The organism is Azoarcus sp. PA01, from assembly GCA_001274695.2.
GTDB lineage: Bacteria > Pseudomonadota > Gammaproteobacteria > Burkholderiales > Rhodocyclaceae > Aromatoleum.
The window spans coordinates 215,096-233,748 of the sequence record LARU01000001.1; the positions used below are offsets into that span (position 1 = coordinate 215,096).

Consider the following 18,653-nt stretch of genomic DNA (forward strand, 5'->3'; position numbering starts at 1 on the left):
ACAATCCGTCTTTCGGACTTTTCATTCCATATTTTGGACTGTTGTTATCAGACCCTTTGTAGGTAAAGAAGGTGCTTCCGCTCCCGCGAAATGGGAGACGGAGTTGAATGCATAGGTGCTTTGAATTGACTCGCCGCAGCCGGTCGGGTTACGAAGCCAGGTCAATTGGACATACGCGACTGCGCAGACAAGGAACGCAAGCGCGTTCGACGTCGGCAGAACTGGCGACGCACGCGAAATCGAGGCGCAAATGAATTCCCGGATGCCACCAAGGCATCAGGTGAGCTGAGTGCTTACGCGTGTGGAGCGGGCCTCAAGGGTGGGCCGTGTCGCTCACGGCAGCCTCGAGATTAATGATTTCGGCGCGAATTAGCGCGACCAGCTCCTTCTGACGCTCGTCGCTCATCCGACTGGAGATTGCCCCGATGCTGATCGCTAAAAACGGCTCGCCCGACCGGGAGCGTATCGGCAACCCGACTGAGGTGGCGCCAGGTGTTATCCGGGCATCGTTAAGCGCGTACCCCAGTTCTCGGCACCGACTCAACAAGCGCATCAGCGCCGGGACCGTGAGGTTGTTGTACGCCCCTAATCTCAGAGCGTTGGCGGAAACGACGTCGTCGATGGCCTGATCCGGCAAGGACATCAGCAACGCCAGCCCCCCCGCCCCCACGCCCAGAGGCCGTCGAGTGCCGATGTCGAGAGTGAGCGTTCTGATCGGAAAGGAACCCTCGGCGCGATCTATGCATACCGTATCAAAGCCGCTTCGTATCGTGAGGAATACCGTGTCGCCGGTCTTTTCGGCGAGTCTCACGAGGACCGGCCGACAAATGTCGCGCAGATTGAAGCTCGATGAGGCAGCAAGTCCAAGCTCGAAAGCCAGGTGCCCAAGAAAATAGCGGCGCGTCTGCGGATCCTGCTTGACCAAGCCTTCGACGATCAGACATTTCAATATCCGATGGGCAGTGGGTCGCTCAAGTCTCGAGTGGGACGAGATATCCACAAGGCGCAACCCCGTGCTATTGCGTGAAGCGAGGATCCGCAAGACGTGCGCGGCGCGCTGGATACTTTGTGTTCCTGCACCGGGGCCATTGCTGTCGCTCATGCGGAAGCTTCCCTTACATAAGTCCATGTTCTGGAATTTTATCGGCCACTTTCGCCTTGTCAATGCTCAGTTCAAGGATTAGATTTATTGACACGCAGGGTTCTATTGGCAGTATCAGTACTGGAAATAGTTCATATTCCGGACTGTTACATCAGGCGAAGTCTGATCCGGGGCGTTGCCAGGTTCCGGGCAGGCGGTGCATCTCTATCCTGTGTTCAGGAGGCCCAATGGAAGACCAAGTGATTCTGGTGGACGAGCATGACAATGAGGTTGGCTTCGCGGGCAAGATGGCGGCGCACCAGCGCGGCGCGCTGCACCGCGCCATCTCGATATTCGTGTTCGATTCCTGTGGCAGGCTGATGCTGCAACGACGCACATCAGCCAAATATCATTCTGGCGGCCTCTGGAGCAATACCTGCTGCAGCCATCCCCGTCCAAACGAAGAAAGCTCCGATGCGGCACATCGTCGCTTGCGGGAAGAAATGGGCGTCGATTGCGAACTGAAGAAGGCGTTCAGCTTTGTGTACCGGACAAAGTTCGGCAGCGGTCTCATCGAACACGAATTCGATCACGTGTTCTTCGGCAACCATGACGGTCGTCCGGTATTGAATCCGGACGAGGCCGACGACTGGAAGTGGGTGGACTTGACGGAATTGACTGTTGACGTCCGCAAGCGCCCCGAAACGTACAGTTTCTGGCTGGCGGCCTGCCTCGATCGTGTCATCAGCTGTCGGTCCTTGAAAGGAGCCGGGGCGGCAGCACAGAAAATTGGATCGACAAGCACTTTGATGGCATGAGTGCTGCCAGGGATAAAGCTTAAGTCCAACAGTGTCGCCGGCGCGGGGACGCCACTAGACCTCCGAATCGGGTGCGGCATCGACCCGAGAGGCACCGGACGTCGCTGAAAACCTGTTCAGAGTCTTTTGAGCAAAAGGGCCAGGAATGCGAGGTGGATGAACTGCAAGCTGGTGTTGAGCAGCCGCTCGCAATTTTTTCCATAGTCGCCTGTTCTTTTCCAGCCAGGCAGAGCTGCGCTCGACGATCCAGCGGCGGCCGGCGTGCGCGTGCCGATACCGTACAACTTCCACGAAGGCGTGCTGCTGATGGAGCTGGTGGCCGATGAGAACGGGGAACCGGCGCCGCAGCTCAACGACATCGTGATGAGCGAAGAGGATGCGCGGCGACACCACGCCTTTCTAGTGCGACAGGTGGTGCGCATGCTGTGTGCGGGCATCGTCCTGACCTGCCTGATTTCTTCGGACCACTCATTCCTGGAGAACGGCTTCCGGTGATGTGCTTGGCATTCTCGGGCCAGCCGCTGCGTTAGCTTTCGGCACCTTGAGGGTGATCATGAAATTAGGGCCCTGATAGGGGGGTTTGCGGTTGCGGGCGGATAGGGAAAAGAACGCGCGCGGCGACCGCACTGCGGAGCTCGACCGAATCGGGACGGACGCAAGGATACGTGCTTTGGCGAAGTTCACCGAATAGGCCGTCGTCGAAGTGTACTATCCGGCTTTGCCCACTCACGAGACGCAATCTCCTAATGCAAAGCGAAGTCCAGGGAAAGCCCACGTACGCCGTCGTCGCGGCCGTACAACTGCCGAACGTGAGTGATGTCGAGTTCGAGGCGTCACTGACCGAGCTGCGCGAACTTGCGAAAACATTGGGGCTGACGGTCGTCCACACCTTCATCCAGAAGCGTTCCGGCTTCGATACGACCGCCTACCTCGGCACCGGAAAGCGGCAGGAGATCCACGAGTTCATCAATGGCGGTGGCGTCGTCGACGGCAAGGCCCACGAGATCGACGTGATCCTGGTCGACCACGAGATTTCGCCGTCGCAGGCGCGCCACCTCGAGCTGGAGGTGGGCTGCGAGGTGACGGACCGCACGATGGTCATCCTTGAAATCTTCCATCGCAATGCGCGCTCCCGCGCAGCCCGCGCGCAGGTGGAGATTGCGCGCCTCGGCTACATGGCCCCGCGCCTGCGTGAGGCGGCGAAGCTCGCGGGACCGCAAGGTCGGCAGCGCAGCGGCACCGGCGGCCGCGGGGCGGGTGAATCGCACACCGAGCTCGACCGACGCAAAGTGCGAGACCGCATCGCCGAACTGCAGGAGGAAATCGATGCGATGGAGGTCGAGCGCAAGACGCAGCGCGCGCGTCGGCAAGGGCGTCAGAGCCTCGCGAACGTGGCGCTCGTTGGCTATACGAACGCCGGCAAGTCGACCTTGATGCGGGCGCTCACCGGCAGCGAGGTGTTGGTCGCCAACAAGCTTTTCGCGACGCTCGACACCACCGTGCGGGTCCTCTACCCGGAGAGCGTGCCCAGGGTGCTCGTCAGCGACACGGTCGGATTCATCAAGAACCTGCCGCACGGGCTCGTCGCGTCATTCAAGTCGACGCTCGATGAAGCGCTGGATGCATCGCTACTGCTCCACGTCATCGACGCCAGCGATCCCGGTTTCGAGCGCCAGCGGGAGGTCACGGACCAGGTGCTTGCGGAAATCGGCGCCGATGTGCTGCCGCGCCTGCGCGTCTTCAACAAGATCGACCACGTCGGCGATGCCCAGGCGCAAGCCGAACGCGAAGCGGCGTTGCGGGCGCAGTACCCGGACTGCGTCGTGATGAGCGCCCGTCGTCCCGAAGACGTGGCGAAGCTGCGCCAACGGATCGTCGCCTTTTTCCAGCAGGACCTTGTCGCCGCCGAACTCTTCCTTCCCTGGTCGGCACAGCAATGGCGCAAGGACATCTACGCGAACTGCGAGGTGATGGAGGAGCGGGCCGACGACGAGGGCGCGTTCTTCCACGTGCGCGGGGAGCGCGACACCGTGGAGAACCTGCGCGAGCAGTTCGAGCAGGTGCGATGAGCTGAGGGTATCGGCTCTACAAGCAAGCGAAGAACCAGCGCCTGTCCACTTTGACAGACAGGCGGTGCGCTCCGCTGCCAAGCAGTATGCCGCGAAGCTCGTTCGGCCACTTCCGTTCGGTCCCCTCGGCTTCAGAGGCGACATTCGAGCGCCCGCTCGACTCTGCCATTTGCCGCATTGCCAGATAGTGCAGTTCGGCCTGAACCGTCGTTAAGGTATGTCGCCGCCAAAGGCAGTAACGGGCCGGTCAGCGGATGTAGCTCCGCATGTCGGCCGCTACGTCCGCTTCGAATTTCACCTTACAGTCGGACCCGACCCCATCCGGCCTTTCTCAGTTCCAATTGCTCAAGATCAGATAACTGAGTGGAGCGGTCTGTCGGTATGCCTAATCAAGGGCAGGTATTAGCGCCAGACTTTCCCGTGGCGATTCAAGCCGACGTCTCGCCAATATCCTCATGCCAGAGTTCCAGATTTCTGGCGATGAAGTTCTGCATCAAATCCACACAAACCTGATCCTGAAGGACGGTGACTTCGACGCCCCGGGAACGCAGCCATTCTTCCTCGCCCATAAAGGTCAGATTTTCCCCGACGACGACCTTGGGAATGCCATAAAGAAGGATCGCGCCGCTGCACATCGCGCAGGGCGACAAGGTCGTGTAAAGCACAGACTCGCGATAGATCTGCGCCGGCTGTCGGCCAGCGTTTTCGAAGGCATCCATCTCGCCGTGTCTAATGACGCTTCCCTGCTGGATCCTTCGGTTATGCCCTCGACCGATAATTTTTCCGCCATGGACGATCACCGATCCGATCGGAATGCCACCTTCCGCCCCTCCTGACCGAGCTTCTTCGACGGCCGCCAGCATGAATGGATCCATGGTCGCTCACCCCTACACTGATAATTCGGGAATATAGCCGATGTGCCACCCTGGCAGCATCGGTCCCGTGAGCGGCCGCTCGTCGCTTCATGGGGGATGGTCACCCGTAAGGCGCCCCCGCTGCCCTTCCTGCCCGAAGACGTCCACGGGAAAGAGATCGTCGTGCTCGCCCTGTGCTATGCGGGTGACCCCATTGAGGGCGAGAAACTGATCGAGCCGCTGCGCGGGTTCGGCACGACGCTCGGCGAGCACATCGGCGTGCAGCCGTACACCGCCTGGCAGCAGGCCTTCGATCCCCTCTTGACGCCCGGTGCGCGCAACTACTGGAAGTCGCATAACTTCTCGCAGCTCAGCGCGGGCGCGATCGACGCGATCATCGAATACGCCGGCACGCTGCCGTCGCCGCAGTGCGAGATTTTCGTCGCCACGATCGGCGGCCAGACGGCCCGTGTAGCGCCCGAGGCGATGGCCTACTCGGCCCGAGATGCCAACTACGTGATGAACGTGCACGCCCGCTGGGAATCCTCCGCCGAGGACGAACGCTGCATCGCCTGGGCGCGCGATTTTTTCGCCAAGTCAAAGCCGTTCGCCAGCGGCGGCGCATACATCAACTTCCTCACTCAGGACGAAACCGACCGCATCGCGTTCGCCTACGGGGGGACGTACGACCGGCTGGTGGAGCTCAAGAAGAAGTACGACCCGACGAACCTCTTCCGGATGAACCAGAACATCAAGCCGGTTTGAGAGGAGATCACGCGCCAAACAATGGTGCGGACGCCTGACGTCGCTGCACATCGGCAGCGGCGCTCAAAGGCTGCTTTCGTGCAACTGCCACTTCCGCTTGGGGTCGACCGCCGTCCACAGACCGTGACAACTCACTGGCCCCTTGCAAACGCGAACGGCCAACCAGGCCAAGAGGCGCCGGAAATCGATCATCAATGCCCGGATCAGTCTGAAAGCTCGCCATGGCCTTTCAGGCCTGGGGCAGACCACGAATCAGGCATTCGCGTATCACGATCGACGGATTCGGCCCGGAATGCGCCAGGGCGAGCCCGCGAACTCGGGGAAGATCACTTACCCTAGGCATTACTTTCGCGCTACCCGTGATACGTAAGAGGTTGCCCTGCTATGTGCTCAAACTACCGTCCGGCTGCGCGTCAGTTGCTGCAGAAGTACCAGCTCGAACTGCCCGATTTCGACTACGGCGAAGCTTACCCCGGGCGCACGGCGCCCGTGCTGACGAATTTCGACCGCTCGGTCTGGCTTCCGGCAGCATTCGGATTGGTGCCGGCTTGGGCAAAGGACGCCACGATCGCTCGTCGCACGTACAACGCACGATCCGAAACAGTCGCCGAGAAACCATCGTTTCGGCATTCCTGGAAGCAGCGCCAGCTTTGTATCATCCCGGCCGAGGCCTTCTACGAACCCAACTACCAGTCGGGCAAGGCCGTCCGATGGCGCATCGAGCGCGCCGACGGCGAGCCCTTTGGAATTGCCGGCATTTGGGAACGGCGACTTCGAGACGATGGGCTTCCGCGTTGGTCGATGTCCATGCTGACGATCAACGCTGACGCACACCCGTTCATGCGTCGCTTCCACAAGCCTGGGGACGAGAAGCGTTCCATCGTGATCATTCCGGATGACGAATGGCGGGATTGGCTCAGTGCGACATCGGAAGCCCACGTGCGGTCATTTTTGCGCTCCTTTGACCCAGATTTGATGACTGCCACGGCGGATCCGCGGCCGGCGCGGGGTGCAAAGACCGAGGCTGATGGTAATCCGCCCGGCGAGTAAATTTGACAGGACTCACGGGGGTGGGCATCGGTGGCGTAGACCTAGCGTCGTCCTGGTTCAACTCTCGCAGAAGGGCTCTGTCGTTAAGCCTTTGAATGGATTAACGAATACTTAACCTAGGCGTGTTTCGCACCTTCGATAGACTTGCTCTAAGCGGGATACTGTATAAAATTACAGCATAGGAAGCCCGCCATGCCAACGACCCTCACCTGCCCCTACTGCCATACCCCGATCCGCGTCGACCGATACGAGTACGCCTCGAGCGGGGCTCACACTTATCGCATCTGCCCGGAGTGTGACTTCTCGATGCCGATGCCTGGGGCACCAGCGGCCAAGGAATCGGAAGCAGGAACCGGAGGCGCCCTTCCCTCGCATGGGGGTGCAGACGCCGATGTTTGACGCGAGCATGCCGCTGCCTGGCGATCTCTGGCGCGCCGCGCTCGATGCGCCGGTGCTCTGCCTCCCGCTCGGGCTGACTCCCGTCTCCGCTGGCTTCCCCTCCCCCGCCGAAGATTACGAGGCCAAGCGACTCGACATCAACGACTTCCTGGTGCGCAATCCGGTCTCGACGTTTTTCTTTCCTGTGAAGGGCGACTCGATGCAGGGCGCTGAGATATTCGATGGCGACATCCTGGTCGTCGATCGCAGCGTCACCCCGTTTCATGGCCACATTGTGGTGGCCTTCGTGAACGGCGAACGCCTCGTGAAGCGCTTGTATCGCCGCGGCGGCCGTGTGGCACTCGTTGCGGAAAACCCCGCCTACCCGGTACTTGAGCTTGCCGAGGGCAATGAACTCGAGATCTGGGGCGTCGTGGTTGGAAAGTTCAAACGTCTCCCCGCCTAGTCCCGGATGTTTGCCCTTGTCGACTGCAACAACTTCTATGCGTCATGCGAGAAGTTGTTTGATCCCGCGCTCGCTGACCGACCCCTGGTCGTCCTATCGAACAACGATGGGTGTGTCGTCGCGCGCTCGGCCGAAGCCAAGCTGCTGGGCGTGCCGATGGGGGCGCCCTGGTTCAAGCTGCGCCAACTGGCCGCACAACACGGCATCGTAGGGCTCTCGTCGAACTACGCCCTCTACGCAGACATGAGCAACCGCGTCGTTGAGGTGCTCTGCGCGTTCTCGCCACGCGTCGAGGTCTACAGCATTGATGAATCGTTTCTCGACCTATCCGGATTCCGCAATCTCGACCGTGTTCTCTATGGACAGCAGATTCGAAGCCGGATAGCACAGTGGCTCGGGCTGCCGGTCTGCGTCGGCATTGCACCGACAAAGACCCTGGCGAAGCTCGCCAACCACGTTGCCAAGAAACAGCCGGGTTTCGCGGGCGTTTGCGATCTGACCCGTCTTGCACCTGAGGCTCGGGCGGCGCTCTTCGCTCAACTCGATGTCGGCGAAGTCTGGGGCGTGGGCCGACAGATCAACGAGCGGCTCGGTGAGATGAGGATCCGCTCCGTACTGGATCTCATTCGTGCAGATCCTGACTGGATCAGGCGGCGTTTTTCGGTGGTTCTGGAGCGCACCGTGCGGGAACTGAACGGCATCTCCTGTCTCGCCCTGGAGGAAGTCGCTCCCCCAAAGCAGCAGATCATGGCAAGCCGATCCTTCGGGCACCTCCTCCATGATCTGGACGAACTGCGCGAGGCGATTTCATCCCATACCAGCCGCGCGGCGGAGAAACTGCGGCAGCAGCAATGCGATGCTGGCGCCCTGTCGGTATTGATCCGGACCAACCCGTTCAAATCTGACGAGCCCCAGTATCAGCGGACAGTGACCGATCCCGTGTCGCCACCCTCGAGCGATTCGCGAGCGCTCATCGCCGCCGCGACGCGCATCCTCACACGCATCTACCGCCCGGGGTACGCCTACCACAAAGCCGGGGTGATGCTGAGTCAGCTCGTCCCGCGCGCCCACACACAGGGCGAGCTCTTCGCGGCTGACGTGACAGAAGTAGATCGATCACGAGAGCTGATGACGGTAATGGATGCCATCAATCGACGCTGGGGGCGCGGAACATTGCGATCCTCTGCCACGGGTGTCGATCAGGGCTGGAGGATGCGTCGCGAGCGGTTGTCGCCAGCGTATACGACATCGTGGGACGAGCTGCCGGTGGTGCGTGCGAAATGACCCCCCGCAAAGGTGCTGCGGGCCGGTCAGCCCTTCAGGAGACGTCATCTGCGATGCCGCGTAAAACACATATTACAAGCTTCGCCGCGGCGTCGTGGACCGTAACATCACCGACCGCGACACGTCATCGTAATCGTCTTGATCGGCGGCCGGCTGGAATGAGCTGGATCCCCGTACGGCTCGTCTTGACATGCGCCTTGGCGGCGGCGTCATTGCCACTGATCTGTTCATCGAACCCTACATGCTGATTTCACGTCGTTTCCTCCGTGCCCTCCTTGTATTTCTGGCCGGGTTCTGCCTCTCGCCCACCGCTGGTGCAGAGAATGACCTGCTCGGACGCTTTGTCGGCGATCTACTCGGCGAAAGCCTTTATTCGCGAGCGCAGAAGAAAACCGGGCTCGCCGCTTGTACGCACTTCTTTCCCGCTGCCAAACCGCTCGATCTGGGACGTCTTCCCCAGCATTGGCGCCCGATCGGCCTGTGTTCGAATAGCTTTGCGGTCGTGTATTCGGGCCTTACACGAACTCCCCTTCTGGTTATCGAACGCCTGACAGCCCGTCAGCTCAACGACGCGAGCAACGAACGCCGCACCGACGCGTTCTTCGCTGATCCCCGTCTGCCTCACGACACCCGCGCCGAATTGCAGGATTACGCGGGCAGCGGCTTCGACCGTGGTCATCTTGCGCCTGCGGGCGAGCAACCCGACCAGACTTCAATGGCGCAGTCCTTTGCACTCTCGAACATCGTCCCGCAGGACCCGACCAACAACCGGAAAATTTGGTCCAAGATCGAATCCGACGTCAGGAAATTCGCACGACGCGCGGGGGGCGACGTGTACGTCTTCACCGGCCCACTATTCACCGGTCAAAAGAAGACGATCGGCGCCAACCGGGTGCGGGTACCAAGCCACCTATTCAAACTCGTCTATGACGAGCGAAGTCGACGGGCATGGGCGTACGTCATCGAGAACACAGCGCACACGCGTGTCCGTCCACCGGTTAGCTACGAGGAGTTCGTGGAGCGCACGGGCTGGCCCCTGCTCAACGAAGTGACTGTCACTGGCAGCACGAAGCGCCGCGGGTGAGCCGCCCAAGCGGCCTTCTCTATCTCCGACTCCTAGACCACTCCCAGACGAGGAAGGAGGACAAGGCTCGACCGCGGCAAGAAAGGCCCGGATCTGTGGCTGGCGGCCATCACCTATCGTCAGTTGGCCGCCAGGTTTCTCGAGGCCGCCCCCTTCCCCGGAATCCTCGCGAACGGTGGGACTTCGTCCTGAACGGTCGTTGATCTGATAGGCGATGTCGGGCGGTAAGCTGCCGGTCAACTGCCATTCAGCCGCTGATGGCGGCCACTGACCGCTTCTTCGGTCGAGGAACTCGAATTTTCGACCCAAATCGGTCGGGCGTGGACCGCAGAAGCAGACCTTCAGGCGTCGAGGCACACGCTGGCAACCCGAAAAGGTGTCAAAAATGCTGCGGCTTTCGCGGCGATGCGGAAGTTTGCCTGCACACGGCTTGGAGCCACCGCGCTCCCGCCGCAATACCCTGATGAATTGCCGACGGTCGGGGGGCGCGTGACAGCGTTATCGCCCGAGAAGCACTGGCCTTCGGGTTGGCGCCGTCTCCACTGTCTGCGTGGTTCAGTCCCGCCGGAATTCAACGCCCGGGGCTTTTTCTCGGTGTTGCCACCACACCCGAAGCTCATCTCCCCGTCGCCTGCGACCGTCTACGTCAACTCATCCAGACGTTCTCCTGACGCAACGTGATGTTGCCGTGGATGCGAGTGGGGGCGATTCATCGCGGCGGCGCGGCGGCAGAAATGACCGCAAGGGACGCTCGCGCGGCGCTTCACGCGCGGGCGGCCGGTTTTCGTCGCGCCATGCAATGGATCATTCGCGCTCGCCTTCTTCGTCCTCCCAGGCATAGCGGCGGCGAGGCGGGATATCGAGACGCCGCAGCGCTATCGCCGACAGCGCGCCGATCAGGCCACCCGCCAAATGAGTTTCCCACGACCGCCCCTGCTGAATCGGTAGGACTCCCCAGGCCAGACTGCCGTAGAGAAAGTATACGAGCAGGGACGCGGCGATCGCGCGCCGATCGCGTCGGATCACGCCGGCCAGGAAAATGTGGGCGACCAGGCCGTAGACCACACCGCTCGCACCGATATGGACCGATGCGCGGCCGAGCAGCCACACCGCGGCGCCGGGGCCGAGGAAGATCGCCGGGAGTGCCCGGACGGCCGAGCCCGGATAGAGGTGCAGCATCGCCGTAAGCAACACCAGCAGCGGCGCCGTGTTGGCGATCAGGTGGCCGAAGCTGCCGTGCAGCAGCGGCGCCAGTACGATGCCGGGCAGTCCGCTCAACTCGCGGGGGCGCACGCCGAACCTCTCGAGGCCCAAGTCGAGCGCCGTGTTCACCACCTGGATCAGCCACAGGAAAGCGACCAGGCAGAGTGCGATCCTGAACGCAAGGCGGAAGCTCGCGCGGGCGCGCTCGGAGCTCGTGTAGGCCGGGTCGGGAATGTCTACGTCCATCGTCCTTGCCTCATCGGCCGACTTCGGCCCGCTATGTGCGCGTCTTGCTTCATTCTAGGCTCGCTCGCGACCTGGATGGGCGGCGCAGCCGGCCAGTGCGGCCGAGGGCGGCCCGGCCTATGATTCTCAGGAAACGTCGGGGCGCGGCCGATGCCCTGAAGCCGGGGATGCGAACCGCTACCCGCAAGGAGACGATATGTCCGACCCCACCCGTCCAGCCCGGATCGATGAACGTTCGCGCAACGTGACCGAAGGCGTGATGCGCGCGCCCAATCGATCGATGTACTACGCGATGGGCTATCGGGAAACGGATTTCGGCAAGCCGATGGTCGGCGTGGCGAGCGGACATTCGACGATCACGCCGTGCAACAGCGGGCTGCAACCGCTGGCCGATGCTGCCGTCGCAGCCTTGAAGGAGGCCGGCGCCAATCCCCAACTGTTCGGCACTCCTACCGTGTCCGATGGCATCGGCATGGGCACCGAGGGCATGAAGTATTCGCTGGTGTCGCGGGAAGTGATCGCCGACAGCATCGAGACCTGCGTCAATGGGCTGTGGCAGGACGGGGTCGTGGTGATCGGCGGATGCGACAAGAACATGCCCGGCGGCATGATCGCGCTTGTCCGCACCAACGTGCCGGGAATCTACGTCTATGGCGGCACGATCAAACCGGGGCATTACAAGGGCAGGGATCTGAACATCGTCTCGGTTTTCGAGGCGGTGGGGGAATTTACCGCGGGGCGGCTCGATCCGATCGATTTCAAGGAAATCGAGAAGCGTGCCTGCCCCGGCAGTGGCTCGTGCGGCGGGATGTACACGGCCAACACGATGAGCGCCGCGTTCGAAGCGCTCGGCATGAGCCTGCCGTATTCCTCGACTATGGCCAACGAGGACGCCGAGAAGCTCGCGAGCGCCGCCGAGTCCGCCCGGGTGCTGGTGGAGGCGATCAAACGTGGCCTTCGCCCGCGCGACATCGTCACCCGGGAGGCGATCGAGAACGCCGTCAGCGTGATCATGGCGACGGGGGGCTCGACCAACGCGGTGCTGCACTTTCTGGCGATCGCCCACGCGGCCGAGGTGCCGTGGACGATCGACGACTTCGAGCGCATCCGGCGACGCGTGCCGGTGATCGTCGACATGAAGCCGTCCGGGCAGTACCTCGCGACCGATCTCCATCGGGCAGGCGGCATTCCGCAGGTGATGAAGCTGCTGCTCGAGGCCGGGCTGCTGCACGGCGACTGCGTCACGATCACCGGGCGGACGATCGCGGAGCTGCTTGCGGACGTTCCGGCGGCGGCGCGTGCCGATCAGGACGTCATCCATCCGCTGTCCGATCCGCTGTACGCGCAGGGCCATCTGGCAATTCTCAGGGGCAATCTATCGCCGGAAGGTTGCGTGGCGAAGATTTCGGGTCTGAAGAATCCCGCCATCACCGGCCCGGCGCGCGTCTTCGACTCCGAGGACGACGCGATGGGGGCGATCATGGCGCGCAAGATCGTAGAGGGTGACGTGGTGGTGATCCGGTACGAGGGGCCGAAGGGCGGCCCCGGCATGCGCGAGATGCTCGCCCCGACGTCGGCGCTCGTCGGGCAGGGGCTCGGAGAGTCGGTCGGGCTGATCACCGACGGCCGGTTCTCGGGAGGCACCTGGGGCATGGTCGTCGGCCACGTTTCCCCCGAAGCGTTCGTCGGCGGCCCGATTGCGCTGGTCCGCGACGGGGATTCGGTCACGATTGATGCGCACCGGCAGCTCGTCCAGCTCAATGTCGGCGAGGAAGAGCTCGCGCGCCGAGCCGCCGACTGGACGCCGCCGTCCCCGCGCTACACGCGCGGCGTGCTCGCGAAGTTTGCGAAGCTCGCCAGTTCCGCCAGCAAGGGTGCGGTTACGGATCTGGACTTGTAGGTGGTGACCCGCAGAGCCGGCCGGAGGCCGCGGGATCGGGCCTGGCGAAGCCCATCTTGCGCAGATCGCGAGAAGTCGCAGCAGGCGTTCTCACGCCGGTCGGTGACAGGCGGTCTCGAATTGTTGCCGTCGGGAATCTGACGCCGGAGCGCGCTTCTATCAGCCACACACAGTCTCGGTGCCGGGCCGATTCCTGTCCAGGCCCGCCCGGTACAGCAACCGTCACCGACGGGGTGCCCGCGCCGGTGCTGCTTGGCGAATCGCCTTTTGGTAGCGCCACCCCAGTGGCACCGGCGATTTGTTCTGGTGACCCGGGCATCGACCGCCGTCTGCCTGGAACGCATGGAGGAGATAGGGATGACCGACCACATGCCTGATGACCTGTCTGCCACTGGCAGGGACCTGGGCCTACACCGACGAGCTGCGTCCCCGGCACGGCGTCGTACGCAACGTCCATGGCGAGTGGGTGTTGCTGAGACACGAACTGGTCGTGCAGGCTGCGCTGAGCGATGACCGGTTTTCCAGCGCGGTGTCGAGCCATCTCCACGTCCCGAACGGCATGAACTCGGCCGAGCACACGGCATACCGGCAGGCCCTGGACGGCTTCCTCACCCCGGAGGCGCTCGCGCCCTTCCGTGAGCGATTCCGTCGGGTGGCGACCGGCTTGGTCGCGTCGCTGCCCAGGGGCGTTGCCGTCCACGCCGTGTCCCAAGTGGGCGTCCGGTTTGCGGTCCGGGTGCAAAGCGCGTGGCTGGGCTGGCCGGCCGATCTCGAAGATCGCCTCGTGGACTGGGTTGCCGAGAACCATGCCGCGACGCGCTCGGGCGATCGGTCGTGGACGCAGCGGGTGGCAGAGTCGTTCGACGACCTGATCCGCTCCGTGCTCGAGCCGCGCCGCGGCGCTGCGCGCGAGGACGGCGCGGACGATGTCACCGCCGGGCTGATGCGGACCGAAGTGAACGGCCGGCCGCTGACCGACGCGGAGATCGTGTCGGCTCTGCGTAACTGGACGGGTGGGGACCTGGGCTCCATCGCACAGTGTATCGGTGTGCTGGTCCATTACTTGGCGACGCACCCAGCTGTGCAGGATCATCTGCGCTCGGGCGTACCTGACGCCGAGATCGATGCCATCATCGATGAGATCCTTCGGATCGACGACCCGTTCGTGTCCAATCGCCGCGTGACGACGTGCCCTGTCACGATCGGTGGCGCGGAACTGCCGCAAGGCGCACGCGTGAAACTGAACTGGACGTCCGCGAACCGGGACGAGGCGGTCTTCGGCGACCCGGACGCCATGGGTCCGGAGCGTAACGCCGACCGAAACCTGGTGTACGGCATCGGAAGGCACGCGTGCGCCGGACGCTTGCTGGCGACGCTGGAAATGCGCATCGCGATGCAAGAACTCCTCGCCGCGACGTCGTCGATTGCACTCGACTCGCAGCGGCCAGCCGAGCGGGCAGTGTCTCCAGTTGGCGGCTGGGCCATGGTACCGATCGTGCTGGCGTAACCCCGTTCGCCTTGGCGCATGAGTTTGATGCTGGCACGTGCCCCCTAGCATTAACTCGGCGCCCGCAGATGCTGTTGCCGTGGGATTTCAGGTTGGGCCAACGACCAGACTGAAACGGACCGCCTGTGGAATGCGACTGTAGAAAATGACGGACAGGAAAGCGCATGCGGCGAGTGCAAAAACAAGTGGGGACTGTTGTGGCAAATCAGGCCACGCGCCCTGACAGCCGCCCTCACCGATCCTGATCCAGCTGCGGCTCAGCGCGTTCGAAGCCATGATGGGGATGAGAAAGATTGATATCGCTGCGATCAAGGCCGCTCGGCGCGGTTGACGCCGAAGCCGTGCCAGCGACGAACGGCCAATCGTTACGGCCAGCATTCGAGAAAATGCGGTGGGTTTCGAGGTGCCCGGGGATGAGCTCACAACTTGCTTGTCCCTGCCGCCCGACGACTTGACCATCGCGCCGGTCGTCTACAAGGGAACGAGCCCAGTCGCGCGCGTCATTGCAAGCTTGCATAGCCCGACTCACTTGCCGGTTCCCGGCAGAGTTCTGTCTCCACATCCCATTCGCGTGTCAGAGACAGATGCACGACTCCATTGTCATTCTCGCCAGTTCCAGAAAGCTCGGTGGCATCTGCCTCGCCGGCAAGGATTTGTCGCGACCCCAGCCCAGCTGGATCCGCCCGGTCTGCGCGCCGCAGGCCAGGCTTGGCCGGCATCGGTTCTGAGGATCCGCGCGGGGGGCATTCCTCACCTCGGAAGCCGAGTGTGCATCCCGCTTGCGCAGTCCATGCCCGAAGCCCATCAGCAGGAGAACTGGCTCGTCGGTACGGGAGCGTGGCAGCACAAAGGCACGATGCCGACCGACACCTTGCTCGATCTGGTCGATGTCGAATCGCCCTTGTGGATGAACGGCGATCAAAGCGTGCACGGCTGGAACGATCGCGTTCCGGAGTGCGTCGCCGCGCAGTCGATCCGCTCGTCGCTGCGGCTGGTCAGGCCGCAGTGGCTGCGCTTCGAAATGGATTACAACAGGTACACCACATTCGCCCTCCGCGCCGCTTTCGGCTGGGCCGGGCACGAATACCGGCTGTGCGTCACCGACGAACTCGCGGTCGCCCGATGGCACGCACGACTGATGGACGGTGAATCCGGTCACTGCGACGCACTGCTGACCATCAGCCTGGGTTTGCCCTTCACGGCTATTGCTACAAGTTGTCGCCGGCGGTCATGGAGCTCAGTTAAGTCATGAAACCGATCTACACCATCGGCCATTCGGATCATTGCCTGGAGCATTTCATCGAACTGCTCGCCGAGCGCGGCGTCGGCGTGCTGGTCGACGTACGCAGCTCGCCCTGGTCCAGGCGTTTTCCGCACTTCTGCAAGGCGCAACTGGCGAGCGCACTCCACCCGGCGGGCATCCGCCATGTCTGGATGGGCGAGCAACTCGGCGGTCGCCCATCACCCACCGTGCGCGAGCAGATGATCGGCGAAGGCTACGCCGCCATGGCGGCGACCCGGGCTTTCAGGCAAGGCCTGAATCGCCTGCTGCGCGGCCGTGCCACGCATTGCGTGGCCCTCATGTGTGCCGAGCGCGACCCGGCCGATTGCCATCGCGCACTGCTCGTCGGACGAGCGCTGGCTCAATGCGGTGCCCCCCCGTCCACCTGCATGCCGATGGCAACGCCGAAACGCATGCGGCCTTCGAGCGCCGTCTGTTCGAGATGGCGGGCGCGAATCCGGACGGCGACCTGTTCGCGTCGGCCGACGATTTGCTCGCGCTTGCCTACGTCGAACGCGAGAAACGCCTCACCGGTGTCGCGGAACTCGGAGAACACGTATGAGTTCGATCCTCTACACGGTCGGTTTCACCCGCAAAGGGGCACAACGCTTCTTCGAACTGCTCGCTGACGCGGGCGTGCGTTTGCTGCTCGATATCCGCGCGCGCCCCGATTCCCAGCTCGCCGGCTTTGCCCGCGCACGCGATCTCGTCTGGTTGCTGCAGAAAGTGGCCGGCATCGGCTATCTCCATGTCTCCGCGCTCGCGCCGGCGGCCGACTTGCTGGCCGACTATCGCGACGGGAGGTTCGACTGGGCAGGCTACGAGAGGCGCTATCTTGGCGCCTTGAACGAACCCTGGTACGAAAGCAACTCATCGGGGTGGAGCTGGACAGGCATGTCTGCTGTGCGCCGAGCCGCTTGCCGACCAATGTCACCGGCGTCTGGCGGCAGAGTGGCTGGCAGCCCGGCAGCCGGGGCTGGAATCGAGCACCTCGTCTGAAGGGGATTGAGGTAGGCTGACGAAAATGGACACTCCCGGTTGGTAGACTTGCCCAACGGGAGCTAGCAGATGCAAAGAAAATGTCAGCATTACACGCCGGAGTTTCGGGCGAGGCGGTCAAATTGGTGTTGGAGCAAGGGCTGTCGCACGAGGCGGCCCCGCAGCGGCTGGCCGTGCCCAAGGGCACGCTGTCGAACTGGATCACGGCGGCGAAATCGTCGCGGGGCGGATCGGCGCCGCCGGGGGCACGGTCGGTCGCGGAGCTGGAGGCGGAGAATGCCCGGTTACGCAAGGAGTTGGCGGAAGCACGTGCCGAGCGCGACATTATAAAAAAGGCAGCCGCGTACTTTGCCAGGGAGTCGCTGCCGGTACGCGTTCATGAAGCAATGGCGACTCCGCTTTCCGGTCGAGCTCATGAGCCGCGTGTTCGGCGTCTCGCGCAGCGGCTTTTACGCGTGGCTGAAACGGCCGCCGTCGTGCAAGCGCCAGTCGGACGAGCGGCTGAAGGTGGCGATCAAGGCCGCCCACCAGCGCAGCCGCGAGACTTACGGCGTACGTCGTCTGCAGCCGGAGCTGGCCGCTGGCGGCTTTGCCGCCGGCCGCGACCGCATCGCCGCCTGCGGCGCGAGCTGGGTCTTCGCTGCCGACAAAAGCGCAAATTCAAGGCGACGACGAACTCGAATCACAGCTTGCCGGTGGCAGAGAACCTGCTCGGACAGACCTTTGCCCGAGCGCACGGAATGAGGTGTGGGTCACTGATCTGACCTACATCCCGACGGGCGAAGGCTGGCTGTATCTGGCCGGGATCAAGGACGTGTTCACCTGCGAGATCGTCGGTTATGCGATGGGCGCGCGCATGACGCAGGAGCTGACGGCGCAGGCGCTGTTTCGGGCCGTGCAACAGAAGCGCCCGGCGGCGGGGCTGATTCACCACTCGGACCGCGGTAGCCAATACTGCGCTCACGACTACCGCAAGCTGCTCGATCAGTTCGGCATGCGCGCATCGATGTCGCGCAAAGGAAACTGCTACGACAACGCGCCGATGGAGAGCTTCTGGGGCAGCCTGAAGAACGAATTGATCCATCACCAGCGCTACGCCACGCGGGCCCAGGCGCAGGCGGCAATTCGCGAATACGTGGAAATCTTCTACAACCGCCAACGGCGCCACTCGCGCCTTGGCTATCTGGCGCCGGCCGTGTTTGCTCAACAATTCAGCAGACAGGCCGCCGCCGCTTGAGGCGGGAGCGTCCACCGTAGACAGGACACCTCAGATTGCCTGCAGAGGCAACACGGTCAGGCGCACTCGACGATGGTGTAGCCGCCCATTCCGAGCGTCGCATTCTTGCCTACATGCAGCCACTGGCCGAGGTGCAGCCACGGCAGCAGCGGCTCGAGCGTGCCCTCCAGTGTCCACGTACCCAAGGCACCACCCAGCGTCATTTCCCGCTGCTGACGGCTGGAAAAGCGCGACCAGTCGTGCCATCGCAGCGTCGCCCGATGTTCGAGCGTATCGGCCAGGCGCACCAGCGCCGACGGGTCATCGACCAGATTGCGGCTGTCCGCATGAAACTCCGCCAGCAAGGTGGCTCTGCGAAGCAAGTCGGCGACGAGCTTACGCGGGGTCAGTTGCTGCGGTCGCAACGGTTTGCCATGATGCTGCAGACGCA

19 protein-coding genes and 2 pseudogenes are annotated in these 18,653 nt (G+C 63.0%); 15 read left to right on the top strand and 6 right to left on the bottom strand.

From position 1 onward, the window contains the following. Positions 1-313: 313 nt before the first annotated feature. On the bottom strand, positions 314-1,102 hold the full coding sequence (locus PA01_01025; protein ID KON82636.1) for an IclR family transcriptional regulator: 789 nt from the start codon (positions 1,100-1,102) through the stop codon (positions 314-316). A 227-nt stretch (positions 1,103-1,329) separates the two neighbouring features. Between PA01_01025 and idi the strand changes: the two genes are divergently transcribed. Next, entirely contained in the window at positions 1,330-1,899 is a 570-nt protein-coding gene (gene idi, locus PA01_01030; GenBank protein KON82637.1) for an isopentenyl-diphosphate Delta-isomerase, read from the top strand. A 116-nt stretch (positions 1,900-2,015) separates the two neighbouring features. Here idi and PA01_18400 read toward each other — a convergent pair. Continuing rightward, positions 2,016-2,154, bottom strand: a pseudogene (locus PA01_18400) (transposase). Positions 2,155-2,160: 6 nt separating this feature from the next. Between PA01_18400 and PA01_01035 the strand changes: the two are divergent. Both PA01_01035 and hflX read left to right on the top strand, forming a co-directional pair. After that, positions 2,161-2,394, top strand: a complete 234-nt coding sequence (locus tag PA01_01035) for a hypothetical protein (GenBank protein KON82638.1) — start codon at positions 2,161-2,163, stop codon at positions 2,392-2,394. A gap of 251 nt (positions 2,395-2,645) precedes the next feature. Continuing rightward, positions 2,646-3,968, top strand: a complete 1,323-nt coding sequence (gene hflX, locus PA01_01040) for a GTPase HflX (GenBank protein KON82639.1) — start codon at positions 2,646-2,648, stop codon at positions 3,966-3,968. 428 nt (positions 3,969-4,396) lie between these two features. On the opposite strand, the gene PA01_01045 is transcribed toward hflX, so the two are convergent. Next, positions 4,397-4,843, bottom strand: a complete 447-nt coding sequence (locus tag PA01_01045) for a nucleoside deaminase (protein ID KON82640.1) — start codon at positions 4,841-4,843, stop codon at positions 4,397-4,399. A 96-nt stretch (positions 4,844-4,939) separates the two neighbouring features. Here PA01_01045 and PA01_01050 point away from each other — a divergent pair, with 96 nt between their 5' ends. The 5 genes from PA01_01050 to PA01_01070 all read left to right on the top strand — a co-directional run bounded on the left by PA01_01050 (position 4,940) and on the right by PA01_01070 (position 9,849). Further along, positions 4,940-5,587: a BBE domain-containing protein gene (locus PA01_01050; GenBank protein KAI5913755.1), complete on the top strand. Its 648-nt coding sequence runs from the start codon at positions 4,940-4,942 to the stop codon at positions 5,585-5,587. Between the two features lie 384 nt (positions 5,588-5,971). Next, positions 5,972-6,637: an SOS response-associated peptidase gene (locus PA01_01055; GenBank protein ID KON82641.1), complete on the top strand. Its 666-nt coding sequence runs from the start codon at positions 5,972-5,974 to the stop codon at positions 6,635-6,637. 406 nt (positions 6,638-7,043) lie between these two features. After that, entirely contained in the window at positions 7,044-7,481 is a 438-nt protein-coding gene (locus PA01_01060; protein ID KON82673.1) for a S24 family peptidase, read from the top strand. A 6-nt stretch (positions 7,482-7,487) separates the two neighbouring features. After that, positions 7,488-8,765, top strand: a complete 1,278-nt coding sequence (locus PA01_01065) for a Y-family DNA polymerase (GenBank protein ID KON82642.1) — start codon at positions 7,488-7,490, stop codon at positions 8,763-8,765. Positions 8,766-8,955: 190 nt separating this feature from the next. After that, positions 8,956-9,849, top strand: a complete 894-nt coding sequence (locus PA01_01070; GenBank protein KON82674.2) for a DNA/RNA non-specific endonuclease — start codon at positions 8,956-8,958, stop codon at positions 9,847-9,849. 804 nt (positions 9,850-10,653) lie between these two features. Here the strand turns inward: PA01_01070 and PA01_01075 are convergent. After that, positions 10,654-11,298, bottom strand: coding sequence for a rhomboid family intramembrane serine protease (locus tag PA01_01075; GenBank protein KON82643.1), 645 nt, complete (start codon positions 11,296-11,298; stop codon positions 10,654-10,656). 196 nt (positions 11,299-11,494) lie between these two features. On the opposite strand from PA01_01075, the gene ilvD reads away from it, so the two are divergent. The 4 genes from ilvD (at position 11,495) to PA01_01090 (ending at position 15,957) form a co-directional block, all read left to right on the top strand. After that, the gene (ilvD, locus tag PA01_01080; GenBank protein ID KON82644.1) at positions 11,495-13,198 is read left to right on the top strand and encodes a dihydroxy-acid dehydratase; all 1,704 of its coding nucleotides are present in this window, start codon (positions 11,495-11,497) and stop codon (positions 13,196-13,198) included. A gap of 376 nt (positions 13,199-13,574) precedes the next feature. Continuing rightward, complete coding sequence (locus PA01_01085; GenBank protein KON82645.1) at positions 13,575-14,705, top strand: cytochrome P450; 1,131 nt, start codon at positions 13,575-13,577, stop codon at positions 14,703-14,705. A 123-nt stretch (positions 14,706-14,828) separates the two neighbouring features. Further along, entirely contained in the window at positions 14,829-15,002 is a 174-nt protein-coding gene (locus PA01_18405) for a VOC family protein (GenBank protein ID KAI5913759.1), read from the top strand. Between the two features lie 559 nt (positions 15,003-15,561). Continuing rightward, entirely contained in the window at positions 15,562-15,957 is a 396-nt protein-coding gene (locus PA01_01090; protein ID KON82646.2) for a hypothetical protein, read from the top strand. A 209-nt stretch (positions 15,958-16,166) separates the two neighbouring features. Here the strand turns inward: PA01_01090 and PA01_18410 are convergent, their stop codons facing one another. Then, positions 16,167-16,352: a hypothetical protein gene (locus PA01_18410; GenBank protein KAI5913756.1), complete on the bottom strand. Its 186-nt coding sequence runs from the start codon at positions 16,350-16,352 to the stop codon at positions 16,167-16,169. Here PA01_18410 and PA01_01095 point away from each other — a divergent pair. The 3 genes and pseudogenes from PA01_01095 to PA01_18415 all read left to right on the top strand — a co-directional run bounded on the left by PA01_01095 (position 16,352) and on the right by PA01_18415 (position 18,223). Next, positions 16,352-16,549 (top strand): hypothetical protein, encoded by a 198-nt coding sequence (locus PA01_01095; protein ID KON82647.1) that lies wholly within the window; start codon positions 16,352-16,354, stop codon positions 16,547-16,549. The genes PA01_18410 and PA01_01095 overlap by 1 nt on opposite strands. Beyond that, positions 16,546-16,986: a DUF488 domain-containing protein gene (locus PA01_01100; protein ID KAI5913757.1), complete on the top strand. Its 441-nt coding sequence runs from the start codon at positions 16,546-16,548 to the stop codon at positions 16,984-16,986. Before PA01_01095 ends, PA01_01100 begins: the two co-directional genes overlap by 4 nt. A 69-nt stretch (positions 16,987-17,055) precedes the next feature. Then, positions 17,056-18,223 (top strand): annotated as a pseudogene (locus tag PA01_18415) (IS3 family transposase). Positions 18,224-18,279: 56 nt separating this feature from the next. Here the strand turns inward: PA01_18415 and cas6 are convergent. Further along, positions 18,280-18,653 (bottom strand): CRISPR system precrRNA processing endoribonuclease RAMP protein Cas6 (gene cas6 / locus PA01_01115; protein ID KON82675.1); only part of this gene is annotated, 374 nt, incomplete at its 5' end.

Excerpts from the sequence above, each read along its gene's own strand:
- PA01_01025 (KON82636.1), bottom strand. The coding sequence starts at position 1,102 with ATGAGCGACAGCAATGGCCCCGGTGCAGGAACACAAAGTATCCAGCGC.
- idi (KON82637.1), top strand. The coding sequence starts at position 1,330 with ATGGAAGACCAAGTGATTCTGGTGGACGAGCATGACAATGAGGTTGGC.
- hflX (KON82639.1), top strand. The coding sequence starts at position 2,646 with ATGCAAAGCGAAGTCCAGGGAAAGCCCACGTACGCCGTCGTCGCGGCC.
- PA01_01045 (KON82640.1), bottom strand. The coding sequence starts at position 4,843 with ATGGATCCATTCATGCTGGCGGCCGTCGAAGAAGCTCGGTCAGGAGGG.
- PA01_01050 (KAI5913755.1), top strand. The coding sequence starts at position 4,940 with ATGGTCACCCGTAAGGCGCCCCCGCTGCCCTTCCTGCCCGAAGACGTC.
- PA01_01055 (KON82641.1), top strand. The coding sequence starts at position 5,972 with ATGTGCTCAAACTACCGTCCGGCTGCGCGTCAGTTGCTGCAGAAGTAC.
- PA01_01060 (KON82673.1), top strand. The coding sequence starts at position 7,044 with ATGCCGCTGCCTGGCGATCTCTGGCGCGCCGCGCTCGATGCGCCGGTG.
- PA01_01065 (KON82642.1), top strand. The coding sequence starts at position 7,488 with ATGTTTGCCCTTGTCGACTGCAACAACTTCTATGCGTCATGCGAGAAG.
- PA01_01070 (KON82674.2), top strand. The coding sequence starts at position 8,956 with ATGCGCCTTGGCGGCGGCGTCATTGCCACTGATCTGTTCATCGAACCC.
- PA01_01075 (KON82643.1), bottom strand. The coding sequence starts at position 11,298 with ATGGACGTAGACATTCCCGACCCGGCCTACACGAGCTCCGAGCGCGCC.
- ilvD (KON82644.1), top strand. The coding sequence starts at position 11,495 with ATGTCCGACCCCACCCGTCCAGCCCGGATCGATGAACGTTCGCGCAAC.
- PA01_01085 (KON82645.1), top strand. The coding sequence starts at position 13,575 with ATGACCTGTCTGCCACTGGCAGGGACCTGGGCCTACACCGACGAGCTG.
- PA01_01090 (KON82646.2), top strand. The coding sequence starts at position 15,562 with ATGCCGACCGACACCTTGCTCGATCTGGTCGATGTCGAATCGCCCTTG.
- PA01_01095 (KON82647.1), top strand. The coding sequence starts at position 16,352 with ATGCGGTGCCCCCCCGTCCACCTGCATGCCGATGGCAACGCCGAAACG.
- PA01_01100 (KAI5913757.1), top strand. The coding sequence starts at position 16,546 with ATGAGTTCGATCCTCTACACGGTCGGTTTCACCCGCAAAGGGGCACAA.